This is a genomic window from Paraburkholderia strydomiana, from assembly GCF_031456815.1.
Classification (GTDB): domain Bacteria; phylum Pseudomonadota; class Gammaproteobacteria; order Burkholderiales; family Burkholderiaceae; genus Paraburkholderia; species Paraburkholderia caledonica.
In genome coordinates, this window is record NZ_JAVDVL010000003.1 from 525,082 (window position 1) to 542,606 (window position 17,525).

Annotated in this window: 15 protein-coding genes; 9 read left to right on the top strand and 6 right to left on the bottom strand. The window is 63.4% G+C overall.

From position 1 onward, the window contains the following. Positions 1 to 22 precede the first annotated feature (22 nt). Together motA and motB are read left to right on the top strand one after the other, a co-directional pair. The gene (gene motA / locus J2W46_RS11920; RefSeq protein WP_310353922.1) at positions 23 to 910 is read left to right on the top strand and encodes a flagellar motor stator protein MotA; all 888 of its coding nucleotides are present in this window, start codon (positions 23 to 25) and stop codon (positions 908 to 910) included. After that, a complete protein-coding gene (gene motB / locus J2W46_RS11925) occupies positions 907 to 1,893 on the top strand; it encodes a flagellar motor protein MotB (RefSeq protein WP_020068076.1) in 987 nt (328 codons plus the stop codon). Before motA ends, motB begins: the two co-directional genes overlap by 4 nt. A gap of 48 nt (positions 1,894 to 1,941) precedes the next feature. On the opposite strand, the gene J2W46_RS11930 is transcribed toward motB, so the two are convergent. From J2W46_RS11930 to J2W46_RS11940, 3 genes are all read right to left on the bottom strand, one after another. After that, positions 1,942 to 2,751: an exodeoxyribonuclease III gene (locus J2W46_RS11930; RefSeq protein WP_087752129.1), complete on the bottom strand. Its 810-nt coding sequence runs from the start codon at positions 2,749 to 2,751 to the stop codon at positions 1,942 to 1,944. A gap of 23 nt (positions 2,752 to 2,774) precedes the next feature. Continuing rightward, entirely contained in the window at positions 2,775 to 3,017 is a 243-nt protein-coding gene (locus tag J2W46_RS11935) for a hypothetical protein (protein WP_310353925.1), read from the bottom strand. 131 nt (positions 3,018 to 3,148) lie between these two features. Then, on the bottom strand, positions 3,149 to 5,248 hold the full coding sequence (locus J2W46_RS11940; RefSeq protein ID WP_310353928.1) for a D-(-)-3-hydroxybutyrate oligomer hydrolase: 2,100 nt from the start codon (positions 5,246 to 5,248) through the stop codon (positions 3,149 to 3,151). A 155-nt stretch (positions 5,249 to 5,403) separates the two neighbouring features. Between J2W46_RS11940 and J2W46_RS11945 the strand changes: the two genes are divergently transcribed. The 6 genes from J2W46_RS11945 (at position 5,404) to J2W46_RS11970 (ending at position 11,238) form a co-directional block, all read left to right on the top strand. Beyond that, on the top strand, positions 5,404 to 6,165 hold the full coding sequence (locus J2W46_RS11945) for a (2Fe-2S)-binding protein (RefSeq protein WP_088175827.1): 762 nt from the start codon (positions 5,404 to 5,406) through the stop codon (positions 6,163 to 6,165). A 12-nt stretch (positions 6,166 to 6,177) separates the two neighbouring features. Then, positions 6,178 to 7,179 (top strand): FAD binding domain-containing protein, encoded by a 1,002-nt coding sequence (locus tag J2W46_RS11950; protein ID WP_310353932.1) that lies wholly within the window; start codon positions 6,178 to 6,180, stop codon positions 7,177 to 7,179. Continuing rightward, positions 7,176 to 9,398, top strand: a complete 2,223-nt coding sequence (locus tag J2W46_RS11955; protein ID WP_310353934.1) for a xanthine dehydrogenase family protein molybdopterin-binding subunit — start codon at positions 7,176 to 7,178, stop codon at positions 9,396 to 9,398. The genes J2W46_RS11950 and J2W46_RS11955 overlap by 4 nt, the downstream gene beginning before the upstream one ends. Positions 9,399 to 9,475: 77 nt before the next feature. Continuing rightward, entirely contained in the window at positions 9,476 to 10,066 is a 591-nt protein-coding gene (locus tag J2W46_RS11960) for a nucleotidyltransferase family protein (protein WP_310353937.1), read from the top strand. A gap of 200 nt (positions 10,067 to 10,266) precedes the next feature. After that, on the top strand, positions 10,267 to 10,971 hold the full coding sequence (locus tag J2W46_RS11965; protein ID WP_020068067.1) for a PIG-L family deacetylase: 705 nt from the start codon (positions 10,267 to 10,269) through the stop codon (positions 10,969 to 10,971). Positions 10,972 to 11,085: 114 nt separating this feature from the next. After that, positions 11,086 to 11,238, top strand: coding sequence for a hypothetical protein (locus J2W46_RS11970; protein ID WP_164701897.1), 153 nt, complete (start codon positions 11,086 to 11,088; stop codon positions 11,236 to 11,238). 16 nt (positions 11,239 to 11,254) lie between these two features. On the opposite strand, the gene J2W46_RS11975 is transcribed toward J2W46_RS11970, so the two are convergent. The 3 genes from J2W46_RS11975 to aepX are packed head-to-tail and all read right to left on the bottom strand — an operon-like array spanning position 11,255 to position 15,246. Then, positions 11,255 to 12,322, bottom strand: a complete 1,068-nt coding sequence (locus J2W46_RS11975) for a 2-aminoethylphosphonate aminotransferase (RefSeq protein ID WP_020068065.1) — start codon at positions 12,320 to 12,322, stop codon at positions 11,255 to 11,257. Positions 12,323 to 12,343: 21 nt separating this feature from the next. Then, positions 12,344 to 13,525 (bottom strand): phosphonopyruvate decarboxylase, encoded by a 1,182-nt coding sequence (gene aepY, locus J2W46_RS11980; RefSeq protein WP_087752135.1) that lies wholly within the window; start codon positions 13,523 to 13,525, stop codon positions 12,344 to 12,346. Next, positions 13,522 to 15,246, bottom strand: a complete 1,725-nt coding sequence (gene aepX, locus J2W46_RS11985) for a phosphoenolpyruvate mutase (protein ID WP_310068852.1) — start codon at positions 15,244 to 15,246, stop codon at positions 13,522 to 13,524. The genes aepY and aepX overlap by 4 nt, the downstream gene beginning before the upstream one ends. A gap of 548 nt (positions 15,247 to 15,794) precedes the next feature. On the opposite strand from aepX, the gene J2W46_RS11990 reads away from it, so the two are divergent. Then, positions 15,795 to 17,336 carry a methyl-accepting chemotaxis protein gene (locus J2W46_RS11990; protein ID WP_310353942.1) on the top strand — a complete coding sequence of 514 codons (1,542 nt, stop codon included), beginning with the start codon at positions 15,795 to 15,797 and terminating at the stop codon, positions 17,334 to 17,336. The last annotated feature ends 189 nt before the right edge of the window (positions 17,337 to 17,525 follow it).

The window sequence follows — 17,525 nt, forward strand, 5'->3', positions numbered from 1 at the left end:
CGCGCAAGATTATGGAGAATTTATGTTTGTCGCGATTGGCTGGCTGTTGGTGATCGGCTCCGTCCTTGGGAGCTTTCTTGGCGTGGGCGGCCATTTGCCGGCGCTCCTTCAACCGTTCGAATTGCTATGCATTTTCGGCGCGGCAATTGGCGCGTTCGTAGTGAGCAATCCGACTTCGACATTGAAGAAAACCCTCAAGGCGATTCCTAAATGTTTCAAGGGCGGCGGTTACACAAAGGAAAAATATCTGGAGCTGATCGCTCTACTTTATGAGCTGCTTCAGAAGGCACGCAAGGAAGGCATGATGTCGCTCGAAGCCGACGTCTTTGCGCCGGAAGAAAGCGTGATTTTCCAGAAGTATCCGCACGTCCTCGCCGACCATCATCTGCTGGATTTTATCGTCGACTATTTGCGCATGATGTCGGGCGGCAACGTCAACGTGCTCGAAGTACAGGACCTGATGGATGAAGAACTGGCCACGCATCACGCGGAAGCTACGGTGGCGGCCAATGCAATCCAGAAGATGGCCGACGGCCTTCCTGCATTCGGCATCGTTGCCGCCGTGATGGGCGTGGTTCACACCATGGGTTCGGTCGGCGCGCCGCCCGCCGTGCTCGGCGAGATGATCGCGGGTGCACTGGTCGGCACGTTCCTCGGCATTCTTCTCGCATATGGCTTCATCGGTCCGCTCGCCGATCTGCTCAACGCAAAGGGCCGTGCCGAAGCGAAGCCGTTCCAATGCGTGAAGGCGGTGCTGCTTGCCTCGCTGTCGGGCTATGCACCGCCCATCGCTGTGGAGTTTGGCCGCAAGGTGCTGTTCACCGCGGATCGCCCGAGCTTCCAGGAACTCGACGACGCCGTGCGCGCGACCAAATCGCCGAAGCCGGCCACCGAGGGAGCCGCGTCATGACGCAGAGAAGGTCACGCGGCTCCCAGGACGAGGCGCCGCCGCCAATCATCGTGCGCCGCTCGAAAAAGGGCGACGACCACGGTGGGCATCATGGCGGCGCGTGGAAGATCGCGTATGCCGACTTCGTCACTGCGATGATGGCGTTCTTCCTGCTGATGTGGCTGCTCGGCTCGACGTCGAAGTTCGACAAGCAAGGCATCGAGGATTACTTCAACACGCCGTTATCGAGCCTGCTCGGCGGCAACGAAGGCACGGCCGCAGCACGGCCGAGCATCGTGCAAGGCGGCGGCCGCGACATCTCGGACACGCGCCCCGGCGACGGCAAGAAAACCCAGATCGAACCCGCCACTCCTGTGAACGTGGCGCCGACCGTCGCGCCCGCTGACACGGCCCGCTTGCAGCAACTGAAAGAGAAGCTGGTCTCGTTGATCGAACAGAGTCCTGCGTTGAAGGCCTTCAAGGACCAGATCCGCATTTCGATTACGAACGAAGGACTGCGCATCGAGATCGTCGATTCGCAGAACCGCCCGATGTTCGCATCGGGTAGTCCAAAGCTGCAGAGCTACGCGGTTGCGATACTCACGCAGATCGGCGCAGCACTCAACGACGTCGAGAACCGCATCTCGATTGCGGGGCACACCGACGCCGTGGCGTACACGGGCGGACCTGTCGGCTATTCGAACTGGGAGCTTTCTTCCGAGCGCGCGAATGCCGCGCGGCGGGCGCTGGTGGCTGGCGGCATGCACGTCGAAAAGCTGTTGCAGGTACGCGGTCTTGCTGATGTACTGCCGCTCAACAGCAACGTCGTCGACGAACCGACCAATCGGCGCATCAGCATTCTCGTGATGAACAAGGCCGCGGAGCAGGCGTTCTTCCACGACGGCGGACGTACGTCGATCGATGAAAACGTGCCTGCCAGCTCGGCTATCCCGGCTGTCGCGGCGCGCATGCATCCGGCTCCGGGCGCAACGATAGTTCGCTAGCGTTACCCCGCGCATCGATGCGTCACCGCCAGTCGCAAGACGCGTGCTTCAGCTGCGTGTCTTGCGACGCGACGCGCCCATGTCCAACTCGACCCATGTCGGCGCATGGTCGCTCGCATGCGGCTCGCCGCGCACCCATCGGTCCACGCCCGCGTCGCGCAAGCGCGGCGCGAGGTCCGGGCTCAGCAGAATATGGTCGATGCGCAAGCCGGAGTTGGTGTCCCAGTGCCGGCGGAAATAATCCCAGAACGTATAGACCCGCTCCTCGCCGAAATGCGTGCGCAGCGAATCCGTCCATCCCTGTGCGACGAGACGCCGGTAGCGCTCGCGGCTTTCCGGCTGCAACAGCGCGTCTTTCAGCCATGAGCGCGGGTTGTAGATGTCTTCGTCCGTAGGCACGACGTTGAAGTCGCCGGCCAGCACGACCGGATGTCCGCTCTTGAGCAGCTTCGCCGCATGGTCGATCAGATGGTCGAACCACTTGAGCTTGTACTCGAACTTCGGACCGGGCTGCGGATTGCCGTTGGGCAGATAGAGGCAGCACACCAGCACGCCGTCGACGGCCGCTTCCAGATAGCGGCTATGCGTGTCCTCTTCGAAGCCCGGCAAGCCGCGGCGGCTTTCGAGCGGCGGCTCGCCCTTCGACAGAATCGCCACGCCGTTCCACGCGCTCTGGCCGTGCCAGATGGCGTGGTAGCCCGCTTCGCGCAATGCGTCGGCGGGAAACGCGCTATCGGCGGCCTTCAGTTCCTGCAAGCAGACAATGTCAGGCGCTTCGCGCTCCAGCCATTGCAGCAACGCGGCCTGGCGCGAACGGATTCCGTTGATGTTGAATGTCGCAATGCGCAGCCTCGCCACGACGGTTCCTCCTGCAACGCAAGTTATTTCGACGCCGGTCCCGACACGGCGTCGGCGGCCTCATCGCACCATTCGATTGCCCACGACCTTGCGCAGGCGATCGCATCGGCCTCGTTCGAGAAAGCGTCGATGTCGCCGGAATCGTGCGACCGGAAATGCTCGTTTTTCCGCGGTATGCGAGTGATTTTCGCGCGCGCGTAGTAGACGCCTTCTTCGGCGTGGCGTGCGCGGCAATCGATGTGGAAATGCTTGTAGTCGAACTGCATCGGCTGTCCTCTGAACGCGCTTGATTCCGAATACAGGTAGCATCGTTCATACCCGGCCTGGTATTCAACGTAGCGGCCACACGCGCGATCAGACACCGCGCGCGTGGTCCGCTATCGACACACAGCCGCCATCAGTTCGGCACGTTCACCACCCCGTTCGACACCGTGATGGCATTGCCGCCAGGGTTGGCCGCAATCGCCGGCAAGTTGGCGACGGTCAATACGGGCGCAGCGCCTGGTGAGCCGCCGCGCGGCACCGTATGAACCACTTGAGACGGCGGCAGCGGCGTGCCGCTCTTCAGATGGCTCCACATCAGATTGAGTGCCTGAATGTTGTAGTAATGCAGCGGTACGAAGCGGTTGTCGAAGCCCGCCACGCCGAGGAACGCGTCGAAGTGCTGGCCGTTCGTGATTTCATAGAACGAGAGCTTGCTCGCGCCGCCTTCGAGCAGCTGATTCGTTGCAACATAGGGCCGCGACGCATGATTGATCGGCACCAGCGCATCGGCCCGGCCTTGCACGATGATGGTGGGCTTGCCATGCAGGTTCGCATTCACCTTGATCGCTTCAACGCTCGTCGTCAGCGTGCCGTTGGTCCACAGCGTACGCAGGCAGGCTGCTCCCGCATAACTTGCGTCGACGGTTGCGAGCCGGTGGTCGAATGCGCCCGCCGTGCCCGCGTTATAGACGAGGTTGATACCGTTAGTGGGCGGCACGCCATTGCCATTGCCGAACACAGTGAGCATCGGCGACACAGCCGGCGTCACGCCCGCCGCGCCCGTCGAACTCGTCGTGCCGAAGCTGAAGTTGCACAGGTTCGCGCTCACGCTCGCCCTCGCATAAGCGTTCGCGTAAGTCACGGCGACGGCGGGCACCGCTTGCGAATCCCACATCGGCGCATGGAGCACGTCGGAGTCGGTCTCGTAGCCGTTCTGATGCAACAGCGCGAGCGCATTGGTTGCCTGGGTGACGGTGTCCGCCCCCGCGATCACACCGTTGGCCGCGAGCGCCGCGCATCGCGCGGTGCGAATCGCGGTGGTCGTGGCAAGCGGCAGCGCCGTCAGATACGGCGCGCCGACTGCGGCAGGCGCGAGCGCTGCGCAAGGCTCAAGCAGATTCGCGAGCGTCATGTAATCCGCAAGCGGCTTGCCGAATGCGCCGACGGGCACACCGCCCTGAGTCACCGACACCTGCGAGGGCACGCGCACGTTGATCTGCGGCTCGCCGACTACCACTGCGGTAATGAGGCCCGAGGTATCCTGCTCGGCGGCTGCGAGCGACGCGCCGCCGCCGTTGCTCACCGATGCCGCGATCGTCGTGATGCTGCCCGGGTTATAGCGTACCGTGCGCGTCGAGCCGTTCAACGTTCCATACGAATCGTTGAGTGCCCAATACGCGAACTTGATCGCCTGCAACGTGTTCTTGCCCCAGTCCTGCTCCGGGTTCTGCTGCGAGTGCGCGTGCTTGAACGCGTACCGGTTAGGAAACTGGCTGTTGTAGGTGGCGGCATCCGTGTCGCCCAGGTTGGCCGTGAAGAGGCTCGCATTGCCTGCGGCATTCGCGTCCTGCAACGTGCCGTCGATCAGCGTCACGCGATTCGTCGACAGTTCGTGCGCGCCGTTGCCCGAGCCTTTGTCTGTGTAGGCGACCGCGCAGCCGCGCTTGAGACCCCACTCGCCGGCTGCGGAGATCGCGCCATACACGCCGCGAGAACCCGATGACGTTGCCGTGACGATGCACGGTTGATCCGCATTGAAGCTCGCCGGAATTTGCACGAGCACGCTGACATTCTGCTTACCGCTGCCGTCGTCTGCGAAAGCGAGGTATTCCTTGCCCGCTATCTTTCCTTCGCCCAACGTGTCGTTGCCGTTCACATCGACATTGGGACCCCAGAAGCGCCCATAGCCGCCATTGCTACTCATGTCGACGAGCGCGCGATAGTTCGACCAGATCGCGAGTCGGCGCAGTTCCGCCGCTGTCGGTTGCGCGGCGTTTGCAATCGCGGGAACACTGGCTGAAGCGAGGCCAGTTTTACCGAGTCCGGCCGTGAGCAGGTCGTCACTATTGCCGTCATATGACTGTGTCCTGACGGTGCCCGCGATGAAGCTGGGCAGGACGTTGGCTTGCGGCTGGGGCGTGCTGTCGTCGTGGTCGCCGTGGCAGGCGCTCACACCGAGAGCGACAACGATTGCAAGGGGAAGCGCGTGCCCGACTCCAATGGGTGATCTCATATGTGCTGTCTCCGTTATTTTCACAATACCGTTTTGTGTCAGCGTTGTTCACGCAACTGCGCCGGATTTGTTACCCTCGGTTGTTGGACGCGAAGCTTCGGATACCGACGCATCGTCAGCCTGCATTGACCTTTCAGCGGAGTCAATAGAACGTTATGGCAACAGATAACGAATGTCATGATCCGGGTGACGAAGCCGCCGCCTTGCACCAACCTTCTCGTCGCCGTTTTCTACAATCGGCTGCAGCAGCCGCGACTGTCGGTGCGGCACCGCACCTTCGCGCACAAGCGCAAACATCTGTAGCGCCACCCGCGCAGGCTCCTGCTCCCGTGCCGCCACGCCCCGTCGAATTGAACGTCAACGGCCGTGCGTATACGTTGCAACTCGAGCCGCGCGTGACCTTGCTCGATGCATTGCGCGAGTACGCGGGTCTCATGGGCACCAAGAAAGGCTGTGACCGCGGACAATGCGGCGCTTGTACGGTGATCGCCAACGGACGCCGCATCAATTCATGTCTAACGCTCGCCGTCATGCATGAAGGCGAGACCATCACCACGGTCGAAGGGCTCGCGAGCAATGGTGCATTGAGCCCGCTGCAACGCGCGTTCATCGAACACGATGCGTTTCAGTGCGGCTACTGCACGCCGGGGCAGCTATGCTCGGCGACCGCTCTGCTCCAGGAGTTTCGCAACGGCACGGCGAGTGTTGTGACCGCCGATGTGCGCCAACGTCCCGCCAAACTTTCCGACGAAGAGATTCGCGAACGCATGAGCGGCAACATTTGCCGCTGCGGTGCCTATTCAAATATCGTTGCCGCGATACGCGCGGCGCATGAAGGCAGTGGTCAGAATGCGGGCACGGCTGGCGCCGACCATCGTGACCATCGCGATAACCACGATAACCGCGACAACGCGTAACGGAGCGACGGCATGGATGCGATTACCTACGAACGCGCCGCCGATGTCGCCGGCGCAGTGCGCGCCGTGCAGCAACCGGGCGCGGTGTTCATCGGCGGCGGCACGAATCTGCTCGATCTGATGAAGGGAGGTGTCGAGCGGCCGGTGCGGCTTATCGACATTACGCATATAGGCGGACTCGACGGCGTGACGACACTGCCCGACGGCGGCATTCGCATCGGCGCACTCGTGCGCAATAGCGACGCCGCGAACCACGCGTTGGTGCGCGAACAGTATCCGTTGTTATCGCAAGCATTCTTGTCGGGCGCGTCGTCGCAATTGCGCAATATGGCGACGGTCGGCGGGAATCTGCTGCAACGTACCCGCTGCGCATACTTCTACGACACCGCATTCTCCCAGTGCAACAAGCGCGTACTGGGCAGCGGCTGCGCGGCGCTCGAAGGGCATAACCGCATGCACGCGATTCTCGGCGCGAGTCCGCAGTGCGTCGCGGTCAACCCGTCGGACATGAGCGTGGCGCTCGCCGCGCTCGATGCGGTGGTCCGCGTGAGCGGCCCGGCCGGGGAGCGAAGCATTCCGTTCGCCGAATTTCATCGGCTACCGGGCGACAGACCCGATGTCGACACCACGTTGCGGCTCGGCGAGCTGATCACCGCGGTGGATCTGCCGCCACCGCTTTTCAGCGCGCATTCGCATTACCTCAAAGTGCGTGACCGCGCCAGTTACGCATTCGCACTGGTCTCGGTGGCCGCTGCCTTGCAGATGGACGGCGAGCGCGTGCAGACCGCGCGCATTGCATTGGGCGGCGTCGCGCACAAACCGTGGCGCGCGAGTGCAGCGGAACAGATGCTGAACGGACAGCCGCTGACACAAGCCGCGCTCACCAACGCCGCTGCCGCTGCATTGCGCGATGCCCGGCCGCTCGCCGACAACCGCTTCAAGGTGCAGCTCGCGCAACGCGCGATCGTGCGTGCAGTGAATCAGGCCGCCGGCCGCGCAGGAGGTGTCGCATGACGCTGATCGGTCAACCGTTCGACCGCATCGACGGTCTACTCAAAGTAACCGGCGAAGCACGCTATGCCGCGGAATTTCCGGAAGCGCGTCTCGCCCATGCGGTGCTCGTGACGAGCACGATTGCACGCGGCACGATTGCGTCGATCGATGCAAGCCGCGCGCAGGCCGTGCCCGGCGTGCTGCTCGTCATGACGCATCAGAACGCGCCGCGTCTGCCGAACGGCGGCAAGGCGCAACTGGCCCCGCCTGCGGGGCGTCGACTGTCGCTCCTGCAGGACAACCAGGTGCATTACAACAACGAGCCGGTGGCCGTAGTCGTCGCCGATACGCTCGAACATGCGACCGATGCCGCGCGCCGGTTGCGCATCACGTATCAGAGCACGCCGGCCACGCTCGACTTCGCACAGGCGAAGGCAAATGCACATGCGCCGGACAAACCGCAAGGGCGTCAAACGGATACGCAGCGTGGCAGCTTCGAAGACGGCATGCAGAACAGCGCAGTGCATATCGACGCAACGTACACGACGCCCATCGAGCATCACAATCCGATGGAGCCGCACGCGACCATGGCGCGTTGGGACGGCCCGCAGCTTACGCTCTACGATTCGACCCAGGGCGTGAGCGGCGAAGCGCAGGCGGTGGCCCGAACGCTCGGCATTTCACCTAGCGACATACGCGTGATCTCGCCGTTCGTCGGCGGCGGATTTGGCTGCAAGGGCTCTTCCTGGTCGCATGTTTCGTTGTGCGCAATGGCCGCGAAACAGACCGGGCGTCCGGTGCGGCTCGTGCTCGAGCGGCCGCAAATGTTCGGTCCGGTCGGCGCACGTCCGCGCACCGAACAGCGCCTCGTGCTGGCCGCGCGGCGCGACGGCACGCTGAGCGCCATGCGTCACGACAGCATTTCGAACACGTCCATGATCGAAGACTGGACCGAGACGTGCTGCATGGTCACGCGTATGTTGTATGCGGTGCCGAACCAGGTGACCACACACCGGCTCGTGCCGCTCAACGTCGGCACGCCGACCTTCATGCGCGCGCCGGGCGAGACGACCGGCTCGTTTGCGCTGGAATCCGCAATGGACGAACTGGCGGTCGCGCTCAAAATGGACCCGCTAGCGCTGCGCCTGAAGAACTATGCAGAAGCCGATCCGCAGGAAAACAAGCCCTGGTCGGGCAAGTCGTTACGTGAGTGCTATCAGATCGGCGCGGAGAAATTCGGCTGGTCGCGGCGCAGCCCCGCGCCGCGCTCCATGCGTGACGGTAATACGCTGATTGGCATGGGCATGGCGACCGCGACCTACCCGGCTAATCGCAGCGAAGCGAGCGCCATCGCGCGGATCTTGCCCGACGGCACTGCGATGGTGGCCTCGGGCACGCAGGACATCGGCACTGGAACGTACACGGTGATGACCCAGGTCGCCGCGGACGCGCTTGGCTTCGCGCCGGAAAACATCCACTTTGCGCTCGGCGATTCGTCGCTGCCGAAGGCGCCGGTGTCGGGCGGCTCGCAATCGGCGGCGAGCGTTTCGCCGGCTGTGCGCGACGCAGCAACCGAGGCGCGCGCGCGGCTAATCGCGCTGGCATTGGCGGACCCTGCGTCGCCCGTGCACGGCATGGCGCTCGACGACATCACCGTGGAGAACGGCTGGGTAACGAGCCGCTCGCAACCGTCGAAGCGCGATCCCGCGGCGGCGATCGTCGCGCGCTCCGGCGGCAAGCCGATCGAAGCGACGTCCACCGTCAAGCCGGGCGGCGAGAAGCAGAAGTACTCGTTTCACTCGTTCGGCGCGGTGTTCGTCGAAGTGCATGTGGACGCGGACCTCGGCACGATTCGCGTGCCGCGCGTGGTCGGCGTGTACGACGTGGGCCGCGTGCTCAATGAGAAAACCGCGCGCAGCCAGATGCTCGGCGGCATTGTATGGGGCGTGGGCGCAGCGTTGCAGGAGGAAACCTCGCTGGATACGCGCTATGGGCGTTTCACGAACGCAAATCTCGCCGAGTACCACGTGCCAGTGAATGCCGACATCGGCGCGCTGGATATCACGTTCCTCGACCGGCCCGACCCGTACATCAATTCCCTTGGCGTGCGGGGCATCGGCGAAATCGGCATTACGGGCGTGTGCGCCGCGCTTGCCAACGCGGTGTACCACGCAACCGGTGTGCGTGTGCGCGATCTTCCGATAACGCTCGACAAGGTGATGACGACGACGCAGGTCTGAGCGCGCTGCGCGGGTCGCTTGCCTCGCGGTGCGTTGCGCCGCACAATCGGTGGCATCTTACTCAACGGTGCCCATCCATGGCTTACGCGTCGCTCGCCACTGGCATATTGCTCGCGGCTGGGATCGGCTCCCGCTTCGATCCGCACGGCCTGCAAAACAAGCTGTTTGCGCGGCTGTCCGACGGCACGCCGGTCGCGCAGGAAGCGGCGCACCGGCTACTGAGGGTCGTGCCGCACGTGCTGGCCGTGGTGCGGCCGGGCGCTGAAGCGCTTGCGCGGCTTTTGAACGATGCGGGCTGCGACGTGGCGTTCGCGCCCGGCGCCGAACGCGGCATGGGCGCAAGCCTCGCTGCAGGTATTCAGGCGAGTGAGGACGCCGAGGGCTGGATCGTCGCGCTCGCCGACATGCCGCGCATCGAGATCACCACGATCGAAGCGGTGGCCCGCGCGCTCGACGGCGGCGCGCCGATCGTGGCGCCGTTTTACGACGGGCAGCGCGGCCATCCCGTAGGGTTTGGCGTGGACTACCGCGACGCGCTGCTGTGCCTCGACGGCGACAGCGGCGCGCGCTCGTTGCTCGGCTCCGAACGCGTCATGAGGCTAGATGTCGACGACGCCGGAATCTTGCGCGATATAGACACGCAAGACGATTTGCGCGCCTTGCGCTGACCGCCCGCTGAAAGCGAAAGGGCCTCAGGCATGAGGCTTGCGCGGAATATGATTAATGCTCGATGCAATCGGAACTGTTCATTGACTGCGAATCAGCCGCGCAACTCGCTCCAATTCCGCCTAAGCTGATGTGACGCCGCGATTGTCACGCAACGCTACGCCGCTCGCACGGCGCACGTTTCGAAACCACCCGACTTCCCATGAGCGAAACCAGTCCGCGCCTTTTCATCGTGTCACCTCATTTCGACGACGCCGTCTTCAGTTGCGGCGCATTGCTCGCCGCGCATCCCGACGCTGCGGTTTGTACGGTCTTCGCCGCGCCGCCCGAGCATACGATGCGTACGGAATGGGATGAAAAGTCGGGCTTCAGCGACGCCCATGAGGCAATACACGAGCGCACGCTTGAAGACAATCGCGCGCTTGAATTGCTCGATGCAATTCCGCTGCGAATGCCGTTTCGCGACAGTCAGTATTCCGACTCGCCGTCGATCAGCAAAATGGCAGCGGCGTTAGAGGAAACCATTTACCGAACCACGGCGAACACGTTGCTGATGCCGCTCGGCCTGTTTCACGACGACCATGTGCGCGTATTCGAAGCATGCTGCGAGATCCTGCCGCGCCTGTCGCATCTCGAATGGTTCGGCTACGAGGAAGCCATTCACCGGCGCACGCCGGGTGTCGTGCAGGCACGGCTTGCCGATCTCGCGCAGCGCGGCATCGTGGCGACGCCGGCCAATCCGAGCGCCGGACACACGATCGACGCACAGCGCCGCGGACAGATCAAGCGCGAAGCGGTCAATGCGTATCAGAGCCAGTTGCGCGCGTTCGGCGCCGGCAACTATGAGGATGTTTTTGCCGCCGAGCGCTATTGGCACCTTACCGTCGGCCGTCGCGTGAAGAAGTAACAGGACGATCAGCGCAGCAACTCTGGCGGTCGAGCCTGACAGGAAGCGTCTAGGCTTGAAGAGAACGCCGGACGCCGTCCCGCTATCGCAGAGTTCTCAACCACAGGTGATGCAATGAGCTACGACATGCATACAAGCCCGATCCCCGACCCTAACGCCGATCCGACCCGCGATCCGGAAGGCGATCCGCTGACGCCGCCATCGCCCGGTCATCACACCGAGGAGCCGCAGCGCCCCGAAGGGCCGCCGGACAAAGACCCTGTGTGAGCCTGCTGCGCAGCGCTCAGCGCGTCAGTTCGGTAAAGCCCTGCAACAGCCGGTCGATGTCGGCGGCGTGGATATTGCCCATCGTCGAAATACGGAACAGCTCGGCTGACAGCCCGCCCTGTCCCGCATAGATGACGAATCCGCGCGCCTTCAGCGCATCGTGCAATTGCGGATACGTGACGCCGTTCGGCAGCCGGTATGCACGCAACACCACCGACGATTCCGCCGGCGCCAGCACGCTGCCGATGCCGCGCTCGGCCAGTCCCGCGCGCGCCTGTTCCGCGAGCGCTGCGTAACGCGCATGACGGGCGCGCCAGCCGCCTTCGTCGGCGATCTCGCGCAGTGCTTCGACGAGCGCGTAGTACGCATGAACCGACGGCGTGAACGGCGTGTTGCGCTGATCCTGCAAGCGCGCGAGCCGCCCGAGGTCGAGGTAGTACGTGCGGCTCGCCGCCTGCGCGAGCGCGGCGCGGCGCACCAGCACGAACGAGGCACCCGGCACGCCGTGCAAACATTTGTTGGCCGTCGCGGCGACCGCGTCGAGGCTCGCGTCGGCGAAATCGATCGCTTCGGCGCCGAAGCTGCTCACGCCGTCCACCAGCAAACGCAAGCCGCGAGCACGGCACAGCGTGCCCAACGCCGCAAGGTCGTTCAGACGCCCCGTCGTCGTCTCGTGATGAATCACGGCAACATGTGTGAACGCTTTGTCCGCGTCGAGACGTTCGGCGATTTTCGCGAGGTCGGGCGCCTGCATCCAGTCGTGCTTGAGCGACTCGTGCGCGATGCCGTACTGCGCGGCGATCTGCGAAATGCGCTCACCGTACACGCCGTTTTCCACCACCAGCAGCTTGCCGTTTTGCGGCACCAGCGCGGCGGTCATGCTTTCGACAGCGGCCGTGCCGGAGCCCGTCATGAGCACCGCTTGCCATTCGCTCGCGTCGAGACCGTACAGGTCGACGAGACGCGTGCGCGCCTCTTCCTGCAAGTCGAAAAATTCGCTTTCGCGATGGCACAGGTCCGTCTGCAACAGGCTGTTGCGAACACGTTCGGTGAGCGTCACCGGACCGGGATTGAGCAGCAGCATGGGCGCTCCTTTACTTTGACTTCACGCGGCGCCGATGTGGCGCATGAGGCGCGTTTTCACATCGGGCGGAGTGATGGTGGGACGCGGCAAGCCGTCAGGCGTGCCGCGGCGAATCACGAGGCGCGCAAAACGCGGGCCGTCGAGCGGGGCCGATTCGAACAACTGGTCGAGCACGGCCGGATCGTCGCTTTCGACCGCCGACGCATACCCGCACGCCGCCGCGACACCCGCGAACGAGACTTGCGACGACACCGTCGCCTGTCCCCCGGTCGAGTCGTGCGCGCCGTTGTCGAGCAGCACGTGCGTGAGATTGGACGGGCCGTATGCGCCGAGCGTTGCGAAGGCGCCCATGCGCATCAGCGCGGCGCCGTCGCCGTCGAGCGCGACGACATGCAGATCCGGCCGCGCGAGCGCCAGACCCAGCGCGAAAGGCGTCACGCAGCCCATCGAGCCGACCATGTACAACTGATTCGGACGATCGTCGATTGCGTAAAGCTCGCGCCCGCAAAAACCGGTCGACGCCAGCACCACCGTCGACTCGATCGGCGTATGCGCGATTACCTTCTTCAGCGCGTCATGGCGCGACGCGAGTTCGCTCGCGGCCACGTTGGCGAACTGCGAACGCGCCGCCACCGGCACGCGACGCTCGCTGGCGGCGCCGGCCTTCAACTCGTACGGCGCGACGCTGCCCTTTTGCATGACGAGCGCGTACGGGCGGCCCGTTTCGTCCATGTGGGCGATGGCGCGATCCAGCGCCGGGCCGATTGCGTCGGCTTCCGTGGGGAAGGTCTCCCAGGGAATTTCCATCGTGTCGAGCATCGCGGGCGTGACGGGACCCATTAACGCGTGCTGCGGTTCATCGGCGACGCCGGGCTGGCCGCGCCACGTCACGATCAGCAACTGCGGCAAACGGAAGGTCCACGTGAGCGACGTCAGCGGGCTCACCGCGTTGCCGAGCCCGGAGTTCTGCATCATCGTGATGCCGCGGCGGCGTGTGCCTCCACCACGCTCATCGCGCGCGCCGAGCGCGACGCCGGCGATCAGCGCGACAGCGTCGCCTTCATTCGCCGCCGACACGTAATGCAGCGACTCGTCCTGCAACACGTAGTTGATGAACGGCGTCAGATACGAGCACGGCACGCCCGCGTACCAGTCGAAACCGCGATCGCGCGCCGCCTCGACGAACTGTGCCGCCTCGATCATTGCGCGGCTCCGTTCGCGGAATCCGTTGCCTGCGTGCCGACCGACGCCGCGAGCGGCGTCTGGCCATGCGCGAAGTCGCCGGCGCGGCGGAAGTCTTCGAGATCGTTCACACCGCGCCAGTGGCCGTGCACGTATTGCACCTCGATCGATTCACCGGCCTCGATCAGCGCGTTCAGCAAAGCGGGCATGTCGAGCGACGCGAAATCGGCACGCGCCTGCAACTGCTGCATGACCGCCCGAAGACGCTCGCAGCCTTCGCCACGCACGTTCAGAAGACCGACCCAACGGCCATGCGGCGTTTGCGCGGCAATCTCCGACGACGCCTGCTGCCCGCTCGAAACGTGACGCAACAGCACCTTGTTGCCGAAGAGACCGCGGTCGTCGGCCGACGAGCACCATGCGAAGTCGCGCACGCTCGCGTTTTCCGCATCGGTCAACGACGAATCCACCACGACGCTGAACGCCGCCTCGCTCTCCACCAGATCGCGCAGGATATAGCTGCGGAACAGCAGATCGCCGTACGAGATCAGCGTGTCGCCCGCGAGCTTGTCGAGTGCGCACGCAAGCGATGCGAGTTCGCCGGTTTCCGCATGCTTCTCATTGACCACGAGCTTGATACCGGCCGTATCGATTGCATCGGCGCGATAACCGCCGACCACGGTGATGTCGTTGACGCCCTGCTTCTTGAACGCGTCGACCAGCCAGCGCAACAGCGGCTTACCGGCGATCGGCAACATGACCTTCGGTCGGTCCTGAGTGACCGCTTCGAGGCCCTTGCCGCGGCTCGCCGCAAGCACGACAGCGGCGCTCGCCGCGCGGCCGCTCGACAGATAGCGGTCTTCCGCTTCCGAGTATTCGTCGGCGTCCTGCAAGCGGAAAATTTCGTTGACGCCGGCAATGCGGTCTTCGACATTGACGAGCGTTTCGCTCGTATGGATCTCTCGTGCAACCGCCTGCATGGCCGAGGTCGCCGCGCGAATCAGATGGTTCGCCCAGATCACCGTGCTGATGCCGGCTTCGCGGAACACTTCGGTCGGCGTGCTGTAGTACTTGGTCGGCACGATGACGAGCGGCCCACGGCCCGCCCACTCACGCGCGAACTCGAGAATTTCGTCCGGACGCGAGAGCTTGCTGTGAATCAGAATCGCGTCGGCGCCGGCGCGACGATAAGCTTCCGCGCGGCGCAGCGCTTCGTCCATGCCCCAGCCTGCGATCAGCGCTTCCACGCGCGCCACGATCGAAAAATTTTCGTCCGACTGCGAGTCCTTACCGGCTTTGATCTTGCCGCAGAATTCGTCCATATCGGCGAGCGGCTGAGCTTCGCCGTTAATGAAGCTATTCGTTTTCGGGAACTGCTTGTCTTCGATACACACGCCGGCAATGCCGCGTTGTTCCAGCTTGCGGACGAGGCGGCGCACGTTGTTGAAGTTGCCGTAGCCGGTATCGCCGTCGAGCAGGATGGGCAGATCGCTTGCGTCGGCCATGAATTCGAGGTTGTCGACTACCTGCGTCCAGCTTGCTTCATTGTTGTCGCGCACACCGAATTGCGCGGAAATCGCGAGGCCCGAGCCCCAGATCGCCTTGAAACCTGCTTCGCGCACGATGCGGGCGGACAGGCCGTTATGGGCCTCCATCATGAATTCGAGTTCGTTGCTGACAAGCATCTGACGCAGACGTGCGCTGCGGGAAGCGGAGACGAAGGCGGGTTCGCGGGCATTCATTTTCGGTACTCCTTGTGGCGGGCTTATTGGGGCTCTTTTTGCCCGGCTGGCGACTGGAAAATGGCGACTATAGCGGAATTTTCATTTATTGGTCATTTAGACGGCTCTGCTTTTTCGGCCTTGCTGTTAAGTGGAAAAATGTGTCGATTTTTGCAGAGATCCACAGCCACGTGGCCTTTGGAGTTAATTGGCGTTTTGTGGAAACTTGACAGGACACCATGTCCCCGCGCGCTGGCAGCCGAATCGGCGTGCTCCAGCGACGCAAATTGCAACAAGCGTATTCCAATGAAAATCGTGTTAATCGCGAAATACAGTTGAATAACGCTTCACGATTAATTGATTACCGCGTTTCAAACTTCATTGCATTTTTAATAAACAGGCGACTCGTCGCCTTACAAAGCCGCAGAGGACATTTAGTCAGACAAAACCCCTGCTAAAACAGCGGGTTTCCCCTGCCTCAGGAGACTCCTTGCGACTGCCGTAAACACAGTCAGCGAAAAGCAAACAGCCAATCCGATCGACCCTTTGTGAAAGCACGACCCATTGCTATGACTTTGAACAAAAAACTGGCCTCAATGATCGCCGTCCTCTGGTTCGGCCTGATCCTGATCGGCGGCTTCGGTGCATGGCAAAACCGTGCGTCGATGATTGCCGACCGGCGCGATCAGCTCACGTCGCTGATCGATCAGGCGAACCACGTGGTGAGCCGCTATTACACGCTGGCGCAGCAGCACATCATCACCGAGGACGAAGCGAAGAAGCAGGCGCTCGCAACGATTGAGGCGATGCGCTACGGCAAGGACGGCTACATCTCGGTCAACGATTCCCAGCCGGTCATGCTGATGCATCCGTTCAAGAAAGAGATGGTCGGCAAAAACCTGGCGCAATTCACCGATCCAGCGGGCAACCATCTGTTCGTGGATATCGTCAACGCAGGCAATCGCGAAGGCGGCGGCTTTGTCGACTATCTGTGGGCTAAGCCCGGCAGCGACAAGCCCGTGGCCAAGACGAGCTATGCGATGCACTTCCAGCCGTGGGACTGGTATGTCGTCACCGGCATGTATATGGACGACGTGCAGCGCGCGTTTTATTCAAGTCTCCTGCGCTGGCTCGCCATCACCGTCGCGCTCGGCGCCGTTGCTACGGCCATCATGCTGCTCGTGTTGCGCAGCATCCGCCGCTCGCTGGGCGGCGATCTGGAAGTGGCCGTCGAACATGCGCAGCTGATGGCGCGCGGCAACCTTGCGACGCGCGTGCCGGTCAAGGACAACGACGCCGGCAGCCTGCTGCATGCGTTGCAGACCATGCAGGCGGGTCTCGTGGACACCGTTTCGCGCGTTCGTACCGGCACCGAAAACATCAACATCGGCGCGAGCGAAATTGCCGCGGGTAATACCGATCTGTCACAGCGCACCGAGGAGCAGGCGGCCGCACTGGTGCAGACGGCGTCGAGCATGGATCAGATGACGGTCAATGTGAAGCAGAACGCCGATAGCGCGCTGCAAGCGGCACAACTCGCGGGTCAGGCCGCGGACGTCGCCACGCGCGGCAGCCGCGTCGTCGACGACGTGGTCCGTACGATGGGCGAGATCACGACGAGCTCGCGGCAGATCGGCGACATCATTGGGGTGATCGACGGCATCGCGTTCCAGACCAACATTCTCGCGCTGAACGCGGCGGTCGAGGCGGCCCGCGCGGGCGAACAGGGACGCGGCTTCGCGGTGGTCGCCGCCGAAGTGCGCAGCCTCGCGCAACGCTCGGCCACGGCCGCCAAGGAGATCAAGGCGCTGATCGAAACGTCGACGAATACCGTGGAAGCAGGCGCATCGCTCGTGTCCAACGCGGGTTCGACGATGGGCGAGATCGTGCAATCGGTGCGTCGCGTGAACGAGATCCTCGAGGAAATCAGCAACGCGTCGCGCGAGCAGAGCGCGGGGATCGAGCAGGTGAATCGCGCGGTCGGGGAAATGGATCAGGTCACGCAGCAGAACGCCGCGCTCGTGGAACAGGCCGCGGCCGCCGCGCATTCGCTGAAAGACCAGGTGGGCGTTCTGCGCGAAGCGATTTCCAGCTTTGCGCTGCCGGCCTGACGCTGACTAGCGTGACAAGCGCGTAACAAGCGCATAACAAGCGCGAGAGAACGCAACGGGAAACGACGGAAACAACGGACAACTAGACAACGCGACGGACAGAAGCGCTTGAACACGAGCCGCACGGATTTTCGGATCCGCGCGGCTTTTTTTCGCCCGTCGCGCGAGTTGACTTGCAGTAATCTCTCA